We start from the raw sequence: 17,589 nt of genomic DNA on the forward strand, positions 1-17,589 counted from the left end.
CCCACAGCCGAGCCGTCAGCGCTTGCCGTTCTTGGGGTCGACCAGGCCCGCCCGGCGCAACGCGTCGGCCATCGCCCCGTTGGCAGGCGGCGGCGCCTGACGCGAACCGCCACCGCCACCACGGCGCCCCGCGGCACCGCCCTGCCGCTGCTGCGGCGGACGCCCGCCCCGCTGCCGGCGCTCGCCGGAGCCGCCCTGCCCCTGCGGGGCCGCCTCGTCGTCCAGACGCAGCGTCAACGAGATCCGCTTGCGCGGGATGTCGACGTCGAGGACCTTCACCTTGACGATGTCCCCGGGCTTCACCACGTCCCGCGGGTCCTTGACGAACGTCTTCGACATCGCGGACACGTGCACCAGACCGTCCTGGTGGACCCCGACGTCCACGAACGCGCCGAACGCGGCGACGTTCGTCACGACGCCCTCCAGGATCATCCCGGACGACAGGTCGGAGATCTTCTCCACGCCCTCCTTGAAGGCGGCCGTCTTGAAGGCCGGACGCGGGTCGCGGCCGGGCTTCTCCAGCTCCTTGAGGATGTCGGTGACCGTCGGCAGACCGAACGTCTCGTCCACGAAGTCCTGCGGCTTCAGCGAGCGCAGCACCGCCGTGTTGCCGATGAGCCCCGCGACCTCCTGCCCGACGGTCTTCACCATGCGCCGGACCACCGGGTACGCCTCCGGGTGCACGCTGGACGCGTCCAGCGGGTCGTCACCGCCGCGGATCCGCAGGAAGCCCGCGCACTGCTCGTAGGCCTTCGGACCCAGCCGCGCCACCTTCTTCAGCTCACCGCGGGACTTGAACGGGCCGTTGGCGTCACGGTGCGCCACGATGTTCTCGGCGAGTCCGGAGGTGATGCCGGAGACCCGGGCGAGCAGCGGGGCCGACGCCGTGTTGACGTCCACGCCCACGCCGTTCACACAGTCCTCCACCACCGCGTCCAGCGAACGCGACAGCTTCACCTCGGACAGGTCGTGCTGGTACTGGCCGACACCGATCGACTTCGGGTCGATCTTCACCAGCTCGGCCAGCGGGTCCTGGAGCCGCCGCGCGATCGACACGGCGCCGCGCAGCGACACGTCCATGTCGGGCAGCTCCTGCGAGGCGAAGGCGGACGCCGAGTACACGGACGCGCCGGCCTCGGACACCATCACCTTCGTGAGCTTCAGCTCCGGGTGCTTGGTGATCAGTTCTCCGGCGAGCTTGTCGGTCTCGCGGGACGCCGTGCCGTTGCCGATGGCGATCAGCTCGACCGCGTGCTCCTTCGCGAGCCGGGCCAGCTTGGCGATGGCCTCGTCCCACCGGTTGGCCGGGACGTGCGGGTGGATGACGTCCGTGGCGACGACCTTGCCGGTCGCGTCGACGACGGCGACCTTCACACCCGTACGGAAACCGGGGTCGAGCCCGAGCGTCGCGCGCGTGCCCGCGGGAGCGGCGAGCAGCAGGTCGCGCAGGTTGGCCGCGAAGACCCGCACCGCCTCGTCCTCGGCGGCCGTGCGCAGCCGCAGCCGCAGATCGATGCCGAGATGGACGAGGATGCGGGTGCGCCAGGTCCAGCGCACCGTGTCCAGCAGCCACTTGTCGCCGGGGCGGCCCCGGTCGGCGATCCCGAACCGGTGCGCGACCATCCCCTCGTACGACGACGGACCGTCGGTCGGCTCCTCGGGCTCCAGGACGAGGTCGAGGACCTCCTCCTTCTCGCCGCGCAGCATCGCCAGGATGCGGTGCGAGGGGAGCTCCGTGAACGGCTCGGCGAAGTCGAAGTAGTCGGCGAACTTCGCGCCCGCCTCCTCCTTGCCCTCCCGGACCTTGGCCGACAGCCGCCCGCGCACCCACATGCGCTCGCGCAGCTCGCCGATCAGGTCGGCGTCCTCCGAGAACCGCTCGGTGAGGATCGCCCGGGCGCCGTCGAGGGCCGCCTGCGGATCGGCCACGCCCTTGTCGGCGTCGACGAACGCGGCGGCCGCGGCGAGGGGCTCGACGGTCGGATCGCCGAGCAGCCCCTCCGCCAGCGGCTCGAGACCGGCCTCGCGCGCGATCTGCGCCTTGGTGCGCCGCTTGGGCTTGTACGGGAGGTAGATGTCCTCCAGGCGCGCCTTGGTCTCCGCGCCCCGGATCCGCGCCTCCAGTTCCTCGGTGAGCTTGCCCTGTTCCCGCACCGAGTCCAGGATCGCCGTCCGACGCTCCTCCAGCTCCCGCAGATAGCGCAGCCGCTCCTCGACGGTGCGCAGCTGCGCATCGTCGAGCATCTCGGTCGCTTCCTTGCGGTAGCGGGCGATGAAGGGCACCGTAGAACCGCTGTCGAGCAGCTCCACGGCAGCCCTGACCTGCCGCTCCCGTACGCCGAGCTCCTCGGCGATCCTGCCTTCGATGGACCCTGCTGCGAGGGTCCCGGGTGTCGTCACGATCCCGTACCGCCTTCTCCACTGAGGTTGCGCGGCAATTGTGGCAGGTGACACCGACACTCGGGGTCAGGGCGGCACCGGGCAGGTCGGGACGGTTCCTGTCAGAACCCGCGGTCACACCCCGCGGCTCGGGCGCCGCCGCTCAGACCCTGCGGCTGCGGGTGGAGGACGAAGCGCCGCCGAAAAGCCGGGCCAGCGCCCGGAAGGGCAGCGTCACGACGGTGGCGATGGCGCCGCCGATCTGGCGCAGCACGTCTGCAATGGCACGGAACACGTAATTCCCCTTTCTCCTCTCCCGACCGCAGCGGCCGGGAGAGACCGGGTACCTCGCCAAAGCCTCACCATGCGTCACGGCCCCCCACACGTGCCCACACACGTGCCCGCGACCGTGGACAGCACCCGGTCAGCGCTTGCCGAGCAGATCCGCCGGATACGCCCCGGCCGTGAGCGCCGCCTGCGCGAACGCCGCCGGGCTGGCCCTCTGCACCATGACGGGCGGGCGGTGTTCGGGAACATGGTGATCCGGGAGTTCGCGGTCCGATCCGACGGGGGTGGTCGGTGGGATGGCCGCGACGGACGAGGTCGGCGGCGGCGCCCGGCGCGCCGGGGCTCTCGTCGAGGAACAAGCGCGAGGGCCGCACCGGGCGCGCTCGGTTCCGCGTCGGCCGAGCTTCGGGGCCACGAGGTGGGGCGGGTCCCGCGTGAGGCAGCGGCTGCTGGGGCGTGATACGGGGGCTTCGGCTCGGCGTGACAAAATGGGGGGTCGTTCGTCCGTCCTTTGATGCTGCGAGGTTCTCCGTGAGCAAGCACGTGGCCCGCGAGCCGCTGCGCCGTAATTCGCGGTCCAACCGGGCGCGCATCCTGGCCACGGCCCGTGAGGAGCTGGGGCGGAACCCCGATGTCACGCTGGAGGAGCTGGCGCGGGCCGCCGGGGTCGTCCGGCGCACCCTCTTCGGGCACTTCCCGGGGCGGGCGGCGCTGCTGGAGGCGCTCGCCGAGGAAGCCGCCGAGACGTTGCGGAACGCGGTGGAGGCCGGGCCGGAGCCGGGGGAGTCGGCCGAGCGGGCGTTGGCGTGGTTCGTACTGCGGATGTGGCCCGTGGGCGACCGCTACCGCATGCTGCTGGCGCTCACCCGGCGGGACCTCGGCTCCGAGCGCGTCACCGAGGTGCTGGCGCCGGCCCAGGAGGCCGCCATCGGGATCCTGGAGCGGGGGCAGCGGGACGGCGTCTTCCACTCCCATCTGCCGCCGGCCGTGCAGAGCGCAGGCCTGATGGCGTTGATCGTAGCTCTGGTGGAGTCCGTCAACACCGGCGCGCTGGAGGACGACGGGCACCGGATCGCCACGGCCACCCTCATCGCGGCCGGCGTGCCGGAGGATCGGGCGAGCGCGGTGGTCGAGGAGGTCGCGTCGGCGATGGCTACGGCTCTTCCGGCCCACGGCACCTGATTTCTCTCCGGCCGACCCGTTCGCCGAGGTGTCCCGGGCGTCGTCGCGGCGGAAGGTGACCGACTCGCCGGAGAAGTGGGCGGTGAGGCCCTGCTCCGTGGTGGTGACCGAGCGCAGTCGGAGGCCGTCGGGGATGTTCCGCGGCGCGATCGGCTCGGCGAAGACCTGGCCGAGCGACTTCTCACCCGCCTCGGGCAGGGCGACGCGGCCCGCGACCTTGAGGTCCTTGAAGGTGACGCGGTTGCCGGAGGCCGCCGGAGCCCTGGCATCGGCTCTCCTCCAAAGGGCTTCGGGGGGCAGGGAGTTGGGGGCGGACGTTTGTGTGAGTGCGAGTGGGGTACGGGCACGGGGTTTCAGACGGGACTCGGGAGCGACCCGGACTTCCGTACCTGATCGACCTTCGCGATGGCGGTGTCCGGGGCGACTCCGGCGGCGATGAGGGCGGCGGTGGCGGCGCCGGTGCCGTCGTCGGAGCACAGGCCGCGGTCGATGCAGTCGAGCAGGGCCAGCAGTTGGGCCTCGATGGCTCGGCCGAGCGGGTCGGGCGGGACGGTGGTCTGGAAGACGCCCTGTCGGCGGCCGTGGGCGAAGACCCTCGTGGCCATGTCGCGGGCGGGGGCCAGCAGTTCGTCGACGCGTGCGCGTGTGAGGTCCTGGCCGCGGGCCAGCCGGATGAGGGTGCGGTAGCGGTCGCCGACGGGCCACACCATGAGGACGAATCGCGCCAGGTCCGCGACGGCGTCGGAGGTCGGGGCCGGGGCACCCGCGACGGCGCGCCGGATCGCCTCCGCGGCCTCGGCGGCCAGGCCTTCGACGAGCGCGGCCCGGCAGGCGAAGTGGACGTACACGGTGCGCCGGGCCACACCGGCGGCGGTGGCGATGTCCTCCAGACGGCTGTCGGGGTCGCGGGTCAGTTCCCGCCGAGCCGCGTCGAGGATCCGGGCACGGGTGGCCGGCGCGTCCCGCCGCTGCGCCGAAGTCGCGGTCGAAGTCGGCGAGGGGGACGAAGTCGAAGTCGGAGCAGGAGGGGGCGGCGTCTCGTGGGGTCGGGCCGGAGGCCGTCTCGGAATCGTCGTCGGTGTTCGTGCTGGTCGGCGGGTCACGTCGGTACCTCGAGGGCGGGTGGGAGGAGGGAGTCATCGCGATAGTTGCACAGCGAGGGGCAATAAACTAGTCTGCACATCGATGGGCAATTAAGTGCTCCCGCCCGTCCGTCCCGTCCCTCTCAGGAGCTACTGATGCCCTTCCTTGCAAACACCCCCGTGGAGAAGATGACCGGGCCGTACGCGCGGCGCTGGTGGGCGCTGCTCGTGCTGTGCCTGAGCCTGCTGATCACGGTGATGGCGAACACGTCGCTGATCGTCGCCGCCCCCGACATGACCAGCGACCTGGGCCTGAGCAGCAGTGATCTGCAGTGGGTCGTCGACAGCTACACCGTTCCGTACGCGGCGCTGATGCTGGTGCTGGGCGCGATCGGCGACAAGTACAGCCGGCGCGGCGCGCTGGTGCTGGGTCTGCTGATCTTCGCCGGCGGTTCGGTGATGGGGAGCATGGTCGACGAGACCTCGCTGGTCATCGTGGCCCGCGCGATCATGGGTGTCGGTGCCGCGGTCGTGATGCCGGCCACGCTGTCCCTGGTGGTCGCGACCTTCCCCCGGAGCGAGCGGACCAAGGCCATCACCGCCTGGGCCGCGACCTCCGGGCTGGCGGTGGCCGTCGGACCGCTGGTCTCCGGCTGGCTGCTCGAGGACCACGCCTGGGGCTCGACCTTCCTGATCAACGTGCCGATCGCCGTCCTCGGCGTGTTCGGCGCGCTCGCCCTGGTACCGCCGTCCAAGGCGGAGGGCATGGGCCGGATCGACTACGTCGGTGGTCTGCTGTCGATCGTCACCGTCGGCTCCCTGATCTACGCCGCCATCGAGGGCCCGCACTCCGGCTGGGGCGTCGGCCCCGTCACCGCCGCCGTGGTCGCCGGTGTCGGTCTGGTCGCCTTCGTCGCCTGGGAGCTGCGGCGCCCGCACCCGATGCTGGACGTCCGGAAGTTCGCGCTGCGGCCCTTCAGCGGCTCGATGCTCGCGGTGCTGTTCTTCTTCTTCGGCATGTTCGCCGTGATCTACTACGCGACGCAGTTCCTGCAGTTCGTCCTCGGCTACGGCGCCCTGGACACGGGTGTACGGCTGCTGCCGCTGGCCGGTGCGGTGTTCGTCGGGTCCGCGCTGACCGGGATGCTCACCCCGAAGCTGGGGGTGAAGGCGATGGTCGTGACCGGCCTGGCCATCGGCACGGCGGGCATGTTCCTGCTCATCCAGATCGACAAGGGCTCGACGTACGGGGACTTCCTGGCGCCGATGATGATGCTGGGCCTCGCGCTCGGACTGGCCATCTCCCCGGCGACCGACACGATCATGGGCTCCTTCCCCGAGTCCGAGCTGGGCGTCGGCGGCGGTGTCAACGACACCGCGCTGGAGCTGGGCGGGGCGCTGGGCATCGCGGTGCTGGGCTCGCTGCTGGGCACGGCCTACCGGGACGAGCTGACCGACCTGGTGGGCGACCGGCTCCCGGCGGAGGCGATGGAGACCGCCAAGGACTCGGTCGGCGCCGGCCTGGCCGTCGCTGAGCGGGTCGCGCAGGATCCCTCCGCCGGGCCCCAGCAGGCCCAGGCCGCCGTGGACGCCGTCCACCAGGCCTTCGCCCACGGAGTCGCCCAGACCAGCCTCATCGGCGGGATCATCATGGCCGCCGGAACACTGATCGTCCTCGCGGTCCTGCCGGGCCGGCGCGGCTTCGCGAAGCAGAGCGCCGAGCCGGGGGCCGGGACGACGGCGAGCGAGACGGCGACTGTCCGGGAGCACGCCGGGTCCACCCGCTAGATCGCCGACGGGGCGTCCACTGGATCGCCGGGGACGCGTCCGCCGGGTCGCCGGGCACCGCCCCCGCCGGATCGCCCGCCAGGCGCGTCGGGCAGGAGCCCGGCGGCGCGGGACGCGCCGGGCGCGGGCGTGGTCCACGGTCCACGGCCAGCGGGTCTCCTGCCGGAACACCTCACCGTCCTCGGCGAACGCATCGTCATACCGGCGCCGGGCACTTCCTGCGCCTCGAACAGCCCAAGACGGTCGCCGGCCACATCGTGGGCTTCCTGAACGGCTGACCCCCTCCAACCAACCACCAGAACTCGAAGGGTTGACCGAAACCATGACTGACAAGGAAAGGCAGGAGGTCATGGCTGTGGCGACTCCTCCGTACGCGAGCGACGCACTGGCCGAGGGGACCGTCGACGCGGTGGTGATCGGCGGGGGCGCCGCGGGGCTGAACGGTGCACTGATCCTCGCCCGCTCCCGCCGCTCGGTCGTCGTGATCGACAGCGGCTCCCCGCGCAACGCGCCCGCAGAGGCCGTGCATGGCTTCATCGTTTTGGACGGCACCCCGCCGTCCGAGATCCTTCGACGGGGCCGGGAGCAGGTGCGCCAGTACGGCGGACGCGTCGTGCTCGGCGAGGTGGTCTCGGCCGAGTCCGCCGCCCCGTCGGCGGACGGGGACCTGCGCTTCACCGTCACCCTGGCCGACGGCCGCAGCATCACCGCTCGCCGCATCCTGGTGGCCACCGGCCTCACGGATGTGCTGCCGGAGGTGCCCGGGCTCGCCGAGCACTGGGGGGACAGTGTGGTGCACTGCCCGTACTGCCACGGCTGGGAGGTGCGCGATGAGCCCATCGGCGTCCTCGACACCGGACCGGTCTCCATCGAGCACGCGCATTTGTTCCGTCAGCTGACCGAGGACCTGACGTACTTCACCCACGGCACCGACCTGGACGAGGACAGCCGCGCCCGCTTCGCCGCCCGCGGCATCCGCGTCATCGACACCCCGGTCACCGAGGTCGTCAACGACGAGGACGGTGCCCTCGCCGGGGTGCGCTTGGCCGACGGCCAGGTCGTGGCCCGCCGCGTCCTCGCGATCGCCGCGCCGATGCAGGCCCGCACCCAGGGCCTGGAAGGTCTGGGCCTGCCGGTGCAGGACCTGCCGAAGGGCCGCGGTTTCGCCTCCGGCCTGGCCGGCACCACCGAGGTGCCGGGTGTGTGGGTGGCCGGCAACGTCACCGATCTGGTCGCCCAGGTCGGGGCGTCCGCAGCGGCCGGCGCACTGGCCGGCGCCGACATCAACAGGATGCTGGCCATCGCGGACACCGACGCGGCCCTCCAGGGGGGATCGCCGAGGTAGGCGCAAAAGGGGTCACAGGATGATCTTGAAGCCCTGCGATCTCGGCCCGTCACCGCTCGCCTCACCTTCACCGGTGAGGAGACCATTCTGTTTTCCCGTCTGGAAACTGATCAGTTTCCAGACGCCCTCGCCGGACTCCTTCGGGGCCGCCGCGCGACCTCCCGCTGGCTGGCCCTGGAGGAGCCGAAGCACCACGGCGCCGAGCCGACGGGGGAGCGGGTCGTCACCGACGGCAAGTACGTCACCGCCGCCGGCGTCTCCTCCGGCATCGACATGGGACTGACCCTGCTCGGCCGGATCGCCGGCGACGACCACGCGCGGATCGTCCAGCTCGCCACGGAGTACGACCCCCAGCCGCCCTACGGCGCAGGATCACCCGAGAAGGCCCCCGCGCACCTCGTCGAACTGGTCCGTTCGCACTCCGGCGTCATCCTGACGTAGGAACGCTCCAGCTGAACTGTGGCCGCCTGCGCTCCATGAACGCGGCGACGCCCTCCGCGGTGTCGCCGCTCTCGCGTGCCCGTGCGGCCCAGTGCGCGTCGCGGTCCGTGCGGCCGTTCGCGAACTCCTTGGCCGCGGCCTGTGTCAGCTGCGACCGGGACGCCAGGACCCGCGTGAACTCGGCGACCCGCTTGCCCAGTTCCCCCTCGGGCAGCACCTCGTCGGCCAGCCCGGTGCGCAGCGCCCGCTCCGCGTCGATCAGTTCCCCCGAGAACAGCAGGTACTTGGCGGTGGCCGGACCCACCAGGGACACCAGCCGCCTGGTCGAGGACGCCGGGTAGACGATGCCGAGCTTCGCGGGCGTCACGCCGAACAACGCGCCCTCCTCGGCGAACCGCAGATCACAGGCCGCCGCCAACTGCGCCCCGCCGCCCACACAGTGCCCGCGCACCGCCGCCAGCGTCGGCTTCGGGAACGCGGCGAGTGCCTCCTCAGCCGCCACGGCCAGCCGCTGCGCCTCCTCCGGTGACCCCCGCAGTGTCGAGATGTCGGCCCCGGCGCAGAACGTCCCGCCCTCGCCGGTGAGCACCAGCGCCCGCACGGCCGGATCACCCGCGAGCCGCTCCAGCAGCGGCGGCAGGGAACGCCACATCGCGGCCGTCATGGCGTTGCGCTTCTCGGGATGGCGGATGACGACCGTCGCGACCGCGTCGGTCACGCTGTACAGCAACTGCGGCTCCATGCGCCGGATGCTATCCGGATGCCAAACCCGTACAACCCGAATAGTTCGCCGAGACGGCACAACAGGGACAGGACCAGTCCCACAACTGACCGTGTCATACGCCAACGGTCATAAGTGCTCGATAGTTGCTGACTTCTGTTCAGCACTGGGGTAGGGAGCGCATCCTTACCAACACTCGGGATGTGGCGACAATCGAGCGCGAGGGTGGCGACCGGACGATGGACAACGACGGGCGTGGGTCCGGCCCACGCCCAGAGGGCGGCGCGGCGCCCCTCGGCCCCGGGCCCGCGGATCCGCTGCCGTACGAAGGGGTCTGGCGATTCACCGCACCGGCGGTCGACGCCTCGGTGCCGCAGGCGCGGCACGCCGTACGGGACCTGCTGATGCGTCAGGGGGTGCCCGTCTCGGACGATCTGGCCCAGGGGCTGCTGCTGATCGTCTCGGAACTGGTGACGAATGCCGTGAAGCACGCGGCGGTGCTCTCACCGACCATCGCCGTCGAACTGGCCGTCGGTGCCGAGTGGCTGCGCGTGGCCGTGGAGGACAACCACCCCTACCGGCCGACCGCACTGGAGACCGACCACGGCCGGACCGGCGGCCGCGGACTGCTGCTGGTGCGGGAGATCACCCGGGAGGCGGGCGGGGTGTGCGAGGTCGATCACACCGCGAGCGGCGGCAAGGTGATCTGGGCCACCCTGCCGCTCAAGCCCGTGCGCTTCCCCTAGGAATCCCGGTCCGCCAGGGTCGTCGTCACCAGCCGGCCGACGTGCCGGTCAGCTCCCTGATCGCCGGCCGGGCCGCGTCCAGGACGGTCATGAACCAGGACGAGAAGGTGTCCTTGGCGTGCCGCTCCGCCAGCTCGGGCGGGGTCACGAACGCCGTCGACGCCACCTCCTGAGGATCCGGCCGCAGCACGGCCTGCACCATCCCGACGAAGAGGTGGTTGTACTCCTGCTCCACCAGACCGGACTTTGGGTCCGGGTGGTTGTAGCGGACCGTGCCCGCCTCGGCCAGCAGGGACGGGGAGGCGCCGAGTTCCTCGAAGGTCCGCCGCGCCGCCGCCGCGAAGGGCGCCTCACCGGGGTAGGGGTGGCCGCAGCAGGTGTTCGACCACACACCGGGGGAGTGGTACTTGCCCAGCGCCCGCTGCTGGAGCAGCAGCCGGCCGTACTCGTCGAAGAGGAACACGGAGAACGCGCGGTGCAACTGCCCGGGCGGCTGGTGGGCGGCGAGCTTCTCCGCGGTGCCGATCGTCACGCCGTCCTCGTCGACCAGTTCCAGCAAAATCGCGTCTGCGGTGCCGTTCGACGGGCTGTGCGTCGCGGTGGCAGGTGTGATCGGCATACCCATCCTTCACATCGGTCTTCGCGCCCCAAGTCTGCCGTACGAATCCGGCACTCCCGGCACTTCGCGACGCGCCCGCATGTCCCGCGCGGTGGCGCGGAGCGCGGCGGCGCCGCTCGGACCCCGGAAGAGGGACCCAGTAGGGGATCGTGCCCGGCGCGGTGGGCCGAAAATCGTCCCCGCCGGTGCGGTGAGAGCCAGGGCGCGGGCGCGCGCCGGAGGGCTGCGTACCCCGGCGCATTCCGAGACAATGCCCCCACCAGCCACATCAGCCTCAGAGGTCTCAGAGGCGGGCGCGTCAGTGACAGAGGTGCGCCTCGTGCTCCGCGTGCCCGCCCGGCTCCAGCTGGAAGGTGCAGTGCTCCACGTCGAAGTGGCCGCCGAGGCAGTCCTGGAGCTCGTGGAGCATCTTCTCGTGGCCGATCGCGCTCAGGACGTCCGAGCTGACGACCACGTGCGCCGACAGCACCGGCATGCCGGAGGTGATCGTCCAGGCGTGCAGGTCGTGGACGTCCTCCACCCCGTCGGTCGCCAGGATGTGGGCCCGCACCTGAGCCATGTCGACACCCTTGGGCGCCGCCTCCAGCAGGACGTTCAGGGTCTCGCGCAGCAGCTTCACCGTGCGCGGCACGATCATCAGCGCGATGACGAGCGAGGCGATCGGGTCGGCGGCCTGCCAGCCGGTGAACATGATCACCAGGGCGGAGACGATCACCGTGACCGAACCCAGGGCGTCCGCCGCCACCTCCAGGAAGGCGCCGCGGACGTTCAGGCTCTCCTTCTGGCCGCGCATCAGCAGCGCCAGCGACACCATGTTGGCGACCAGGCCGATGACACCGAACACGACAGCGAGGTGGCCCTCGGTGTCCGCCGGAGTGACGAAGCGCTGGACCGACTCGTACAGGACGTACCCGCCGACCCCGAGCAGCAGCAGACAGTTGGCCAGGGCGGCGAGTATCTCGGCGCGGGCGTAGCCGAAGGTCGCCTGGTCGCTGGGCGGGCGGTTCGAGAAGTGGATCGCGAGCAGCGCCATGCCCAGGCCCAGCGCGTCCGTCGCCATGTGCGCCGAGTCCGCGACCAGCGCGAGCGAGTCGGCGAGCAGCCCGCCGACGATCTGGACGACCACGACGCCGAGCGTGATCGCCAGCGCGACCCGCAGCCTGCCGCGGTACGCCGAGGTCGCCGTCGCGCCGGCCGGCGCGCCGTGAGCGTGCCCGTGATCGTGCCCAGCCCCCATGAAAGCAGCCCTCCGGTATTCATCCGATTGTCGCTCTGATCGCGATCGAGCACCCCAGTGAACTACGGGGAGGGGGTATGTGCAACGCGGCATTGAACACCGTTGTCATGTGCCCTGACCTGCGGAAACGATGTGCAGGTCAGGGCACCCTCAGGGGGCTCAGGAGCCGTGGTGCAGGAGCCAGCCGCGCCAGGCCGACTCGGCCATCTCGCGCACTCCGCGCCGCGCGGTCCAGCCGAGTTCCTCCGCCGCCCGGGCCGCCGAGGCGACCGCCCGCGGCGCGTCCCCGGGACGGCGGCCCTCGACGAGCGGTGGCCGGCGGTCACCGGTGACCTCGCCGATGACCGTGATGAGTTCGCGCACCGAGACGCCCTCGCCCCGGCCGATGTTGACCGTCAGATCGCCCGTGACGTCCCCGCCGGCGAGCCGCCGGGCCGCCGCGAGATGCGCCTCGGCCAGGTCGGCGACGTGAATGTAGTCACGGACGCAGGTGCCGTCCGGGGTCGGATAGTCGTCACCGAAGATCCTGGGCGCCTCGTCGCGCGTGAGCCGGTCGAAGACCATCGGCACGATGTTGAAGACGCCCGTGTCGGCCAGTTCCGGCGCGGCCGCTCCCGCCACGTTGAAATAGCGCAGACATACGGTGGAGATCCCGTGCGCCCGGCCCGCCGCCCGCACCAGCCACTCCCCGGCGAGCTTCGTCTCGCCGTACGGGTTCACCGGCGCGCAGGGCGTGTCCTCCGTGATGAGGTCCACACCCGGGTCGCCGTACACCGCCGCCGACGACGAGAACAGGAAGCGCTCGATCCCGGCCCCGGCGACCGCCTCCAGGAGGGTCACCAGACCGCCGACGTTCTCCCGGTAGTACCGCGTCGGCTGCGCGACGGACTCGGCGACCTGCTTGCGCGCCGCGAGATGCACCACACCCGTCACGCCGTGCTCGGAGAACACCCGTTTCAGCAGGTCACCATCGAGCGACGAGCCCTCGACGAGCGGTACGCCCGCCGGGAGCCGCGCGGGAACCCCGGCCGAGAGGTCGTCCAGCGCGAGGACGCGCTCCCCGGCCTCGTCCATGGCCCTGGCCACGTGGGCCCCGATGTAGCCGGCACCGCCGGTGATCAGCCAAGTCATGGTCGCCCACCCTATGCGGCCCTGACCGGACCCGGCCCGATGTCCTCGATGTCCGGTCTGGGAGGCGCGGTTTGTGGGGCGGGCCCCGGATCCACGATGATGATCGCGGCAAAGGCCTGTGCGAACCACGTCGATCGATCTGCCGAACAGGCGGTGAACGGGGCCCTCCCGGCATCCGATAGCCTCTGCCGACATGCCGCCCGGGAGCTTTCCGGCGCGGGCGCCCCCACCATGTACAGCACTGGCGCGGACGCGTCGGTACCCAGGGAGTGAATTCGGTTGTCGACCGCCATCCTCACCGGTCAGCCGGTCCCCGGATCGTCGATCGAGGGCGATCTGCGGTCCCTCGGCTTCGACGTGCGGGTCGCGGCCGACGCCGCCGAGGCCGAGACCCTCCTCGCCGGCGTGCCGGGCGAGCAGCGTGTGGCCGTGGTCGACGCCCGGTTCGTGGGGCATGTGCACGCGCTGCGCCTCGGCCTCACCGACCCCCGCTTCCCGCTCGCCGCGATCCCCGGCGCCGTCACGGCTCAGCCGGCCGGCCGCCAGGCCCTGACCCGGGCGATGGCCCGCGAGAACTCCGCGGGCGGCGGCACCACCCTGGTCGACAGCCTCGCCGACCGCATCGTCACCTCCCTGGACGCCGACGGCACCGAGGTGCACCGCCCCGAGCTGGGCAGCCTCGTCGCCGCCGTCCCCGCCGACCCGCAGGCCCGCAACGAGGCACGGCAGGCCGTGACGGACGTCGACGACGAGGCCGTACGCCTGAAGTCGGCCGTGAAGTCCCGCGACGGCTTCTTCACCACCTACTGCATCAGCCCGTACTCCCGTTACATCGCCCGCTGGTGCGCCCGCCGCGGACTGACCCCGAACCAGGTCACCACCGCCTCGCTGCTCACCGCCCTCATAGCGGCGGCCTGCGCGGCCACCGGCACCCGCGGCGGCTTCGTCGCGGCCGGCGTCCTGCTGATCGCGTCCTTCGTACTGGACTGCACCGACGGCCAGCTCGCCCGCTACTCCCTGCAGTACTCCACGCTCGGCGCCTGGCTCGACGCCACCTTCGACCGGGCCAAGGAGTACGCCTACTACGCCGGCCTCGCCCTCGGTGCCGCCCGAGGCGGCGACGACGTCTGGGCCCTCGCCCTCGGCGCCATGGTCCTGCAGACCTGCCGGCACGTCGTGGACTTCTCCTTCAACGAGGCCAACCACGACGCCACCGCCAACACCAGCCCCACCGCCGCCCTCTCCGACAAGCTCGACAGCGTCGGCTGGACGGTCTGGGTGCGCCGCATGATCGTCCTGCCCATCGGCGAGCGCTGGGCGATGATCGCCGTGCTCACGGCGGCCACGACTCCCCGCATCACCTTCTGGGCGCTGCTCATCGGCTGCGCCTTCGCGGCGACGTACACGACAGCGGGCCGGGTGCTGCGGTCCGTGACGCGGAAGGCGCAGCGGACCGACCGGGCGGCGCAGGCGCTGGCGGACCTGGCGGACTCGGGCCCCCTCGCCCGCGTCCTGAGCCGCATCGCGCGCGGGAAGGGCTTCGCCCGGGCCTACCTCGCCTTCGTCGGCGCGGCCGCCGTCGTCCTCGGCGCCGCGGCCGCACCGTACGGCAGCTGGACGCCGGTCCTGGGCGCCACCTTCTACGCGCTGATCTCGGTGCCCGCCTTGGCCCCCCCTCTCAAGGGGGCCCTCGACTGGCTGGTTCCGCCCTTCTTCCGGGCCGGTGAATACCTGACCGTGCTGGTGCTGGCGGCCAAAGCCGACGTCAACGGAGCCCTTCCTGCGGCTTTCGGGCTGGTGGCCGCGGTCGCCTACCATCACTACGACACGGTGTACCGCATCCGCGGCAACGCCGGAGCGCCCCCGGCCTGGCTGGTGCGTTCCATCGGGGGGCACGAAGGACGGACGCTGCTCGTCACCGTCCTCGCCGCGCTGCTCACCGCCTCGCAGTTCACGGTCGCGCTCACGGTCCTCGCCGTGGCCGTGGCCCTGGTGGTGCTCGTCGAGAGCATCCGCTTCTGGGTGTCCGCAGGGGCGCCCGCCGTACACGATGAAGGAGAACCCGCATGATCGGCCTCGTGCTGGCGGCCGGCGCCGGACGGCGTCTGCGCCCCTACACCGACAGCCTTCCCAAGGCTCTGGTGCCGGTGGGCCCCGCGGGCATAGAAGGCGAACCCACGGTTCTCGACCTGACCCTGGCCAACTTCGCCGAGGTCGGCCTCACCGAAGCCGCGATCATCGTCGGCTACCGCAAGGAGGCCGTGTACGCGCGCAAGGAGGCGCTGGAGGCGAAGTACGGCCTCGAGCTCACCCTCATCGACAACGACAAGGCCGAGGAGTGGAACAACGCCTACTCCCTGTGGTGCGGGCGTGACGCCCTCAAGGACGGGGTGATCCTCGCCAACGGCGACACCGTCCACCCGGTCTCCGTCGAGAAGACGCTGCTCGCCGCCCGCGGCGACGGCAAGAAGATCATCCTCGCTCTGGACACGGTCAAGGACCTGGCCGACGAGGAGATGAAGGTCGTCGTCGACCCCGCCAAGGGCATGACGAAGATCACCAAGCTGATGGACCCCGCCGAGGCCACCGGCGAGTACATCGGCGTCACCCTCATCGAGGGCGACGCGGCCGCCGAACTGGCCGACGCGCTGAAGACCGTGTGGGAGACCGACCCGCAGCAGTTCTACGAGCACGGCTACCAGGAGCTGGTGAACCGCGGCTTCCGTATCGACGTGGCGCCGATCGGCGACGTCAAGTGGGTGGAGATCGACAACCACGACGATCTCGCCCGTGGACGGGAGATCGCATGCCAGTACTGACCCGGCTCATCCCCTCGCCGCTGGTCGTGGACATCCGCCCGGGTGCCCTCGACGACCTGGCGTGCGTCCTCGCCGACGAGCGCATCTCGCACTCCGGCCGCCTCGCCGTCGCCGTCAGCGGCGGCTCCGGCGCCAGGCTGCGCGAGCGCATCTCGCCGAGCATGCCCGGCGCCACCTGGTACGAGGTCGGCGGCGGCACCCTCGACGACGCGGTCCGGCTGGCGAGCGACATAAAGGCCGGCCACTACGACGCGGTCGTCGGCCTCGGCGGCGGCAAGATCATCGACTGCGCGAAGTTCGCCGCGGCACGCGTCGGCCTGCCCCTGGTCGCCGTGCCCACGAACCTCGCGCACGACGGCCTGTGCTCGCCGGTCGCCACCCTCGACAACGACGCGGGCCGCGGCTCCTACGGCGTGCCGAACCCGATCGCGGTCGTCATCGACCTGGACGTCATCCGCGAGGCCCCGGTCCGCTTCGTCCGCGCCGGCATCGGCGACGCCGTCTCCAACATCTCGGCGATCGCCGACTGGGAGCTGGCGGGCCGCGTCAAGGGCGAGCGGATCGACGGACTCGCGGCGGCCATGGCCCGCCAGGCCGGCGAGGCCGTACTGCGGCACCCGGGCGGCATCGGGGACAACGACTTCCTCCAGGTGCTCGCCGAGGCGCTGGTCCTCAGCGGCATCGCCATGTCGGTGTCGGGCGACTCACGGCCGTCCTCCGGGGCCTGCCACGAGATCAACCACGCCTTCGACCTGCTCTACCCGAGGCGGGCCGCCGCCCACGGCGAGCAGTGCGGTCTCGGCGCGGCCTTCGCGATGTGGCTGCGCGGGGCGCACGAGCAGTCGGCTTACATGGCCGAGGTGCTGCGCCGGCACGGGCTGCCCGTGCTGCCGGACGAGATCGGCTTCACGACGGACGAGTTCGTCAAGGCCGTCGAGTTCGCCCCGGAGACCCGGCCCGGCCGCTACACCATCCTCGAACACCTCGACCTGAACACCGAACAGATCAAGGACACCTACACCGACTATGTCAAGGCCATCGGTAGCTGAACTACGCCCCGTCGTTCACCCCCCGGGGGTGAAGGACCGGCGCAGCGGTGAGCACTGGATGGGACGCCTCTACATGCGTGAGGTGTCCCTGCGGGTCGACCGTTACCTGGTCAACACCAGGGTCACGCCCAACCAGCTCACCTACCTGATGACCGTCTTCGGTGTGCTCGCGGCCCCGGCACTTCTCGTGCCGGGGATCCCGGGCGCCGTGCTCGGCGTGGTGTGCGTCCAGATGTACCTCCTGCTGGACTGCGTCGACGGCGAGATCGCCCGCTGGAAGAAGCAGTACTCCCTCAACGGCGTCTACCTGGACCGTGTCGGCGCCTACCTCACCGACGCCGCCGTGCTCACCGGCTTCGGCCTGCGAGCCGCCGACCTGTGGGGCAGCGGCCGGATCGACTGGCTGTGGGCCTTCCTCGGCACCCTGGCCGCCCTCGGCGCCATCCTGATCAAGGCCGAGACCGACCTCGTCGGCGTCGCCCGGCACCAGGCCGGGAAGCCGCCGGTCGAGGAGGCCGCCGCCGAGATCCGCTCCTCCGGCATGGCGCTGGCCCGCAAGGCCGCCGCCGCGCTCAAGTTCCACCGCCTCATCCTCGGTATCGAGGCGTCCCTGCTGATCCTCGTCCTGGCGATCGCCGACCAGGTCCGCGGCGACCTGTTCTTCTCCCGGCTCGGTGTGGCCGTGCTGGCCGGCATCGCGCTGGTGCAGACCCTGCTCCACCTGGTGTCGATCCTCGCTTCGAGCAGGCTGAAGTGAGCGGT

At 71.6% G+C, this 17,589-nt stretch carries 15 protein-coding genes and 1 pseudogene; 9 read left to right on the top strand and 7 right to left on the bottom strand.

Annotation, left to right across the window (positions count from 1 at the left end):
• Nucleotides 1–15: 15 nt before the first annotated feature.
• Together ABZ192_RS02840 and ABZ192_RS02845 are read right to left on the bottom strand one after the other, a co-directional pair.
• Nucleotides 16–2,400 carry a Tex family protein gene (locus tag ABZ192_RS02840; RefSeq protein WP_356922724.1) on the bottom strand — a complete coding sequence of 795 codons (2,385 nt, stop codon included), beginning with the start codon at nt 2,398–2,400 and terminating at the stop codon, nt 16–18.
• A 142-nt stretch (nt 2,401–2,542) separates the two neighbouring features.
• Nucleotides 2,543–2,674, bottom strand: coding sequence for an LPFR motif small protein (locus tag ABZ192_RS02845; RefSeq protein WP_010042827.1), 132 nt, complete (start codon nt 2,672–2,674; stop codon nt 2,543–2,545).
• Nucleotides 2,675–3,198: 524 nt separating this feature from the next.
• On the opposite strand from ABZ192_RS02845, the gene ABZ192_RS02850 reads away from it, so the two are divergent.
• Nucleotides 3,199–3,849 (top strand): TetR family transcriptional regulator, encoded by a 651-nt coding sequence (locus ABZ192_RS02850; RefSeq protein ID WP_356922725.1) that lies wholly within the window; start codon nt 3,199–3,201, stop codon nt 3,847–3,849.
• A gap of 353 nt (nt 3,850–4,202) precedes the next feature.
• On the opposite strand, the gene ABZ192_RS02855 is transcribed toward ABZ192_RS02850, so the two are convergent.
• Nucleotides 4,203–4,787, bottom strand: coding sequence for a TetR/AcrR family transcriptional regulator (locus ABZ192_RS02855; protein WP_356922955.1), 585 nt, complete (start codon nt 4,785–4,787; stop codon nt 4,203–4,205).
• 300 nt (nt 4,788–5,087) lie between these two features.
• On the opposite strand from ABZ192_RS02855, the gene ABZ192_RS02860 reads away from it, so the two are divergent.
• The 3 genes and pseudogenes from ABZ192_RS02860 to ABZ192_RS02870 form a co-directional block, all read left to right on the top strand.
• Nucleotides 5,088–6,719: an MFS transporter gene (locus tag ABZ192_RS02860; protein ID WP_356922726.1), complete on the top strand. Its 1,632-nt coding sequence runs from the start codon at nt 5,088–5,090 to the stop codon at nt 6,717–6,719.
• 349 nt (nt 6,720–7,068) lie between these two features.
• Complete coding sequence (locus ABZ192_RS02865; protein WP_356922956.1) at nt 7,069–8,064, top strand: NAD(P)/FAD-dependent oxidoreductase; 996 nt, start codon at nt 7,069–7,071, stop codon at nt 8,062–8,064.
• Nucleotides 8,065–8,187: 123 nt separating this feature from the next.
• A pseudogene (locus tag ABZ192_RS02870) lies at nt 8,188–8,505 on the top strand (DJ-1/PfpI family protein); the annotation flags it as partial.
• Here ABZ192_RS02870 and ABZ192_RS02875 read toward each other — a convergent pair.
• Nucleotides 8,492–9,247, bottom strand: a complete 756-nt coding sequence (locus ABZ192_RS02875) for an enoyl-CoA hydratase/isomerase family protein (protein ID WP_356922727.1) — start codon at nt 9,245–9,247, stop codon at nt 8,492–8,494. The pseudogene ABZ192_RS02870 and the gene ABZ192_RS02875 overlap by 14 nt on opposite strands.
• 218 nt (nt 9,248–9,465) lie before the next feature.
• Between ABZ192_RS02875 and ABZ192_RS02880 the strand changes: the two genes are divergently transcribed.
• On the top strand, nt 9,466–9,972 hold the full coding sequence (locus ABZ192_RS02880; protein ID WP_356922958.1) for an ATP-binding protein: 507 nt from the start codon (nt 9,466–9,468) through the stop codon (nt 9,970–9,972).
• Between the two features lie 25 nt (nt 9,973–9,997).
• Here ABZ192_RS02880 and idi read toward each other — a convergent pair whose 3' ends face one another.
• The 3 genes from idi to galE form a co-directional block, all read right to left on the bottom strand.
• A complete protein-coding gene (idi, locus tag ABZ192_RS02885; RefSeq protein WP_356922728.1) occupies nt 9,998–10,591 on the bottom strand; it encodes an isopentenyl-diphosphate Delta-isomerase in 594 nt (197 codons plus the stop codon).
• Between the two features lie 298 nt (nt 10,592–10,889).
• Nucleotides 10,890–11,828: a cation diffusion facilitator family transporter gene (locus tag ABZ192_RS02890; protein WP_356922729.1), complete on the bottom strand. Its 939-nt coding sequence runs from the start codon at nt 11,826–11,828 to the stop codon at nt 10,890–10,892.
• 159 nt (nt 11,829–11,987) lie between these two features.
• Nucleotides 11,988–12,959, bottom strand: coding sequence for a UDP-glucose 4-epimerase GalE (gene galE, locus ABZ192_RS02895; RefSeq protein ID WP_356922730.1), 972 nt, complete (start codon nt 12,957–12,959; stop codon nt 11,988–11,990).
• A gap of 279 nt (nt 12,960–13,238) precedes the next feature.
• On the opposite strand from galE, the gene ABZ192_RS02900 reads away from it, so the two are divergent.
• The 4 genes from ABZ192_RS02900 to ABZ192_RS02915 are packed head-to-tail and all read left to right on the top strand — an operon-like array spanning nt 13,239 to nt 17,584.
• Complete coding sequence (locus ABZ192_RS02900) at nt 13,239–15,029, top strand: DUF5941 domain-containing protein (RefSeq protein ID WP_356922731.1); 1,791 nt, start codon at nt 13,239–13,241, stop codon at nt 15,027–15,029.
• Entirely contained in the window at nt 15,026–15,778 is a 753-nt protein-coding gene (locus ABZ192_RS02905) for a phosphocholine cytidylyltransferase family protein (RefSeq protein ID WP_356922732.1), read from the top strand. Before ABZ192_RS02900 ends, ABZ192_RS02905 begins: the two co-directional genes overlap by 4 nt.
• Nucleotides 15,766–16,827: an iron-containing alcohol dehydrogenase family protein gene (locus ABZ192_RS02910; RefSeq protein ID WP_356922733.1), complete on the top strand. Its 1,062-nt coding sequence runs from the start codon at nt 15,766–15,768 to the stop codon at nt 16,825–16,827. Before ABZ192_RS02905 ends, ABZ192_RS02910 begins: the two co-directional genes overlap by 13 nt.
• The gene (locus ABZ192_RS02915) at nt 16,805–17,584 is read left to right on the top strand and encodes a CDP-alcohol phosphatidyltransferase family protein (RefSeq protein ID WP_356922734.1); all 780 of its coding nucleotides are present in this window, start codon (nt 16,805–16,807) and stop codon (nt 17,582–17,584) included. The genes ABZ192_RS02910 and ABZ192_RS02915 overlap by 23 nt, the downstream gene beginning before the upstream one ends.
• The last annotated feature ends 5 nt before the right edge of the window (nt 17,585–17,589 follow it).

Origin of the sequence: Streptomyces sp. NPDC006235 (assembly GCF_040613735.1) — a bacterium.
GTDB lineage: Bacteria > Actinomycetota > Actinomycetes > Streptomycetales > Streptomycetaceae > Streptomyces.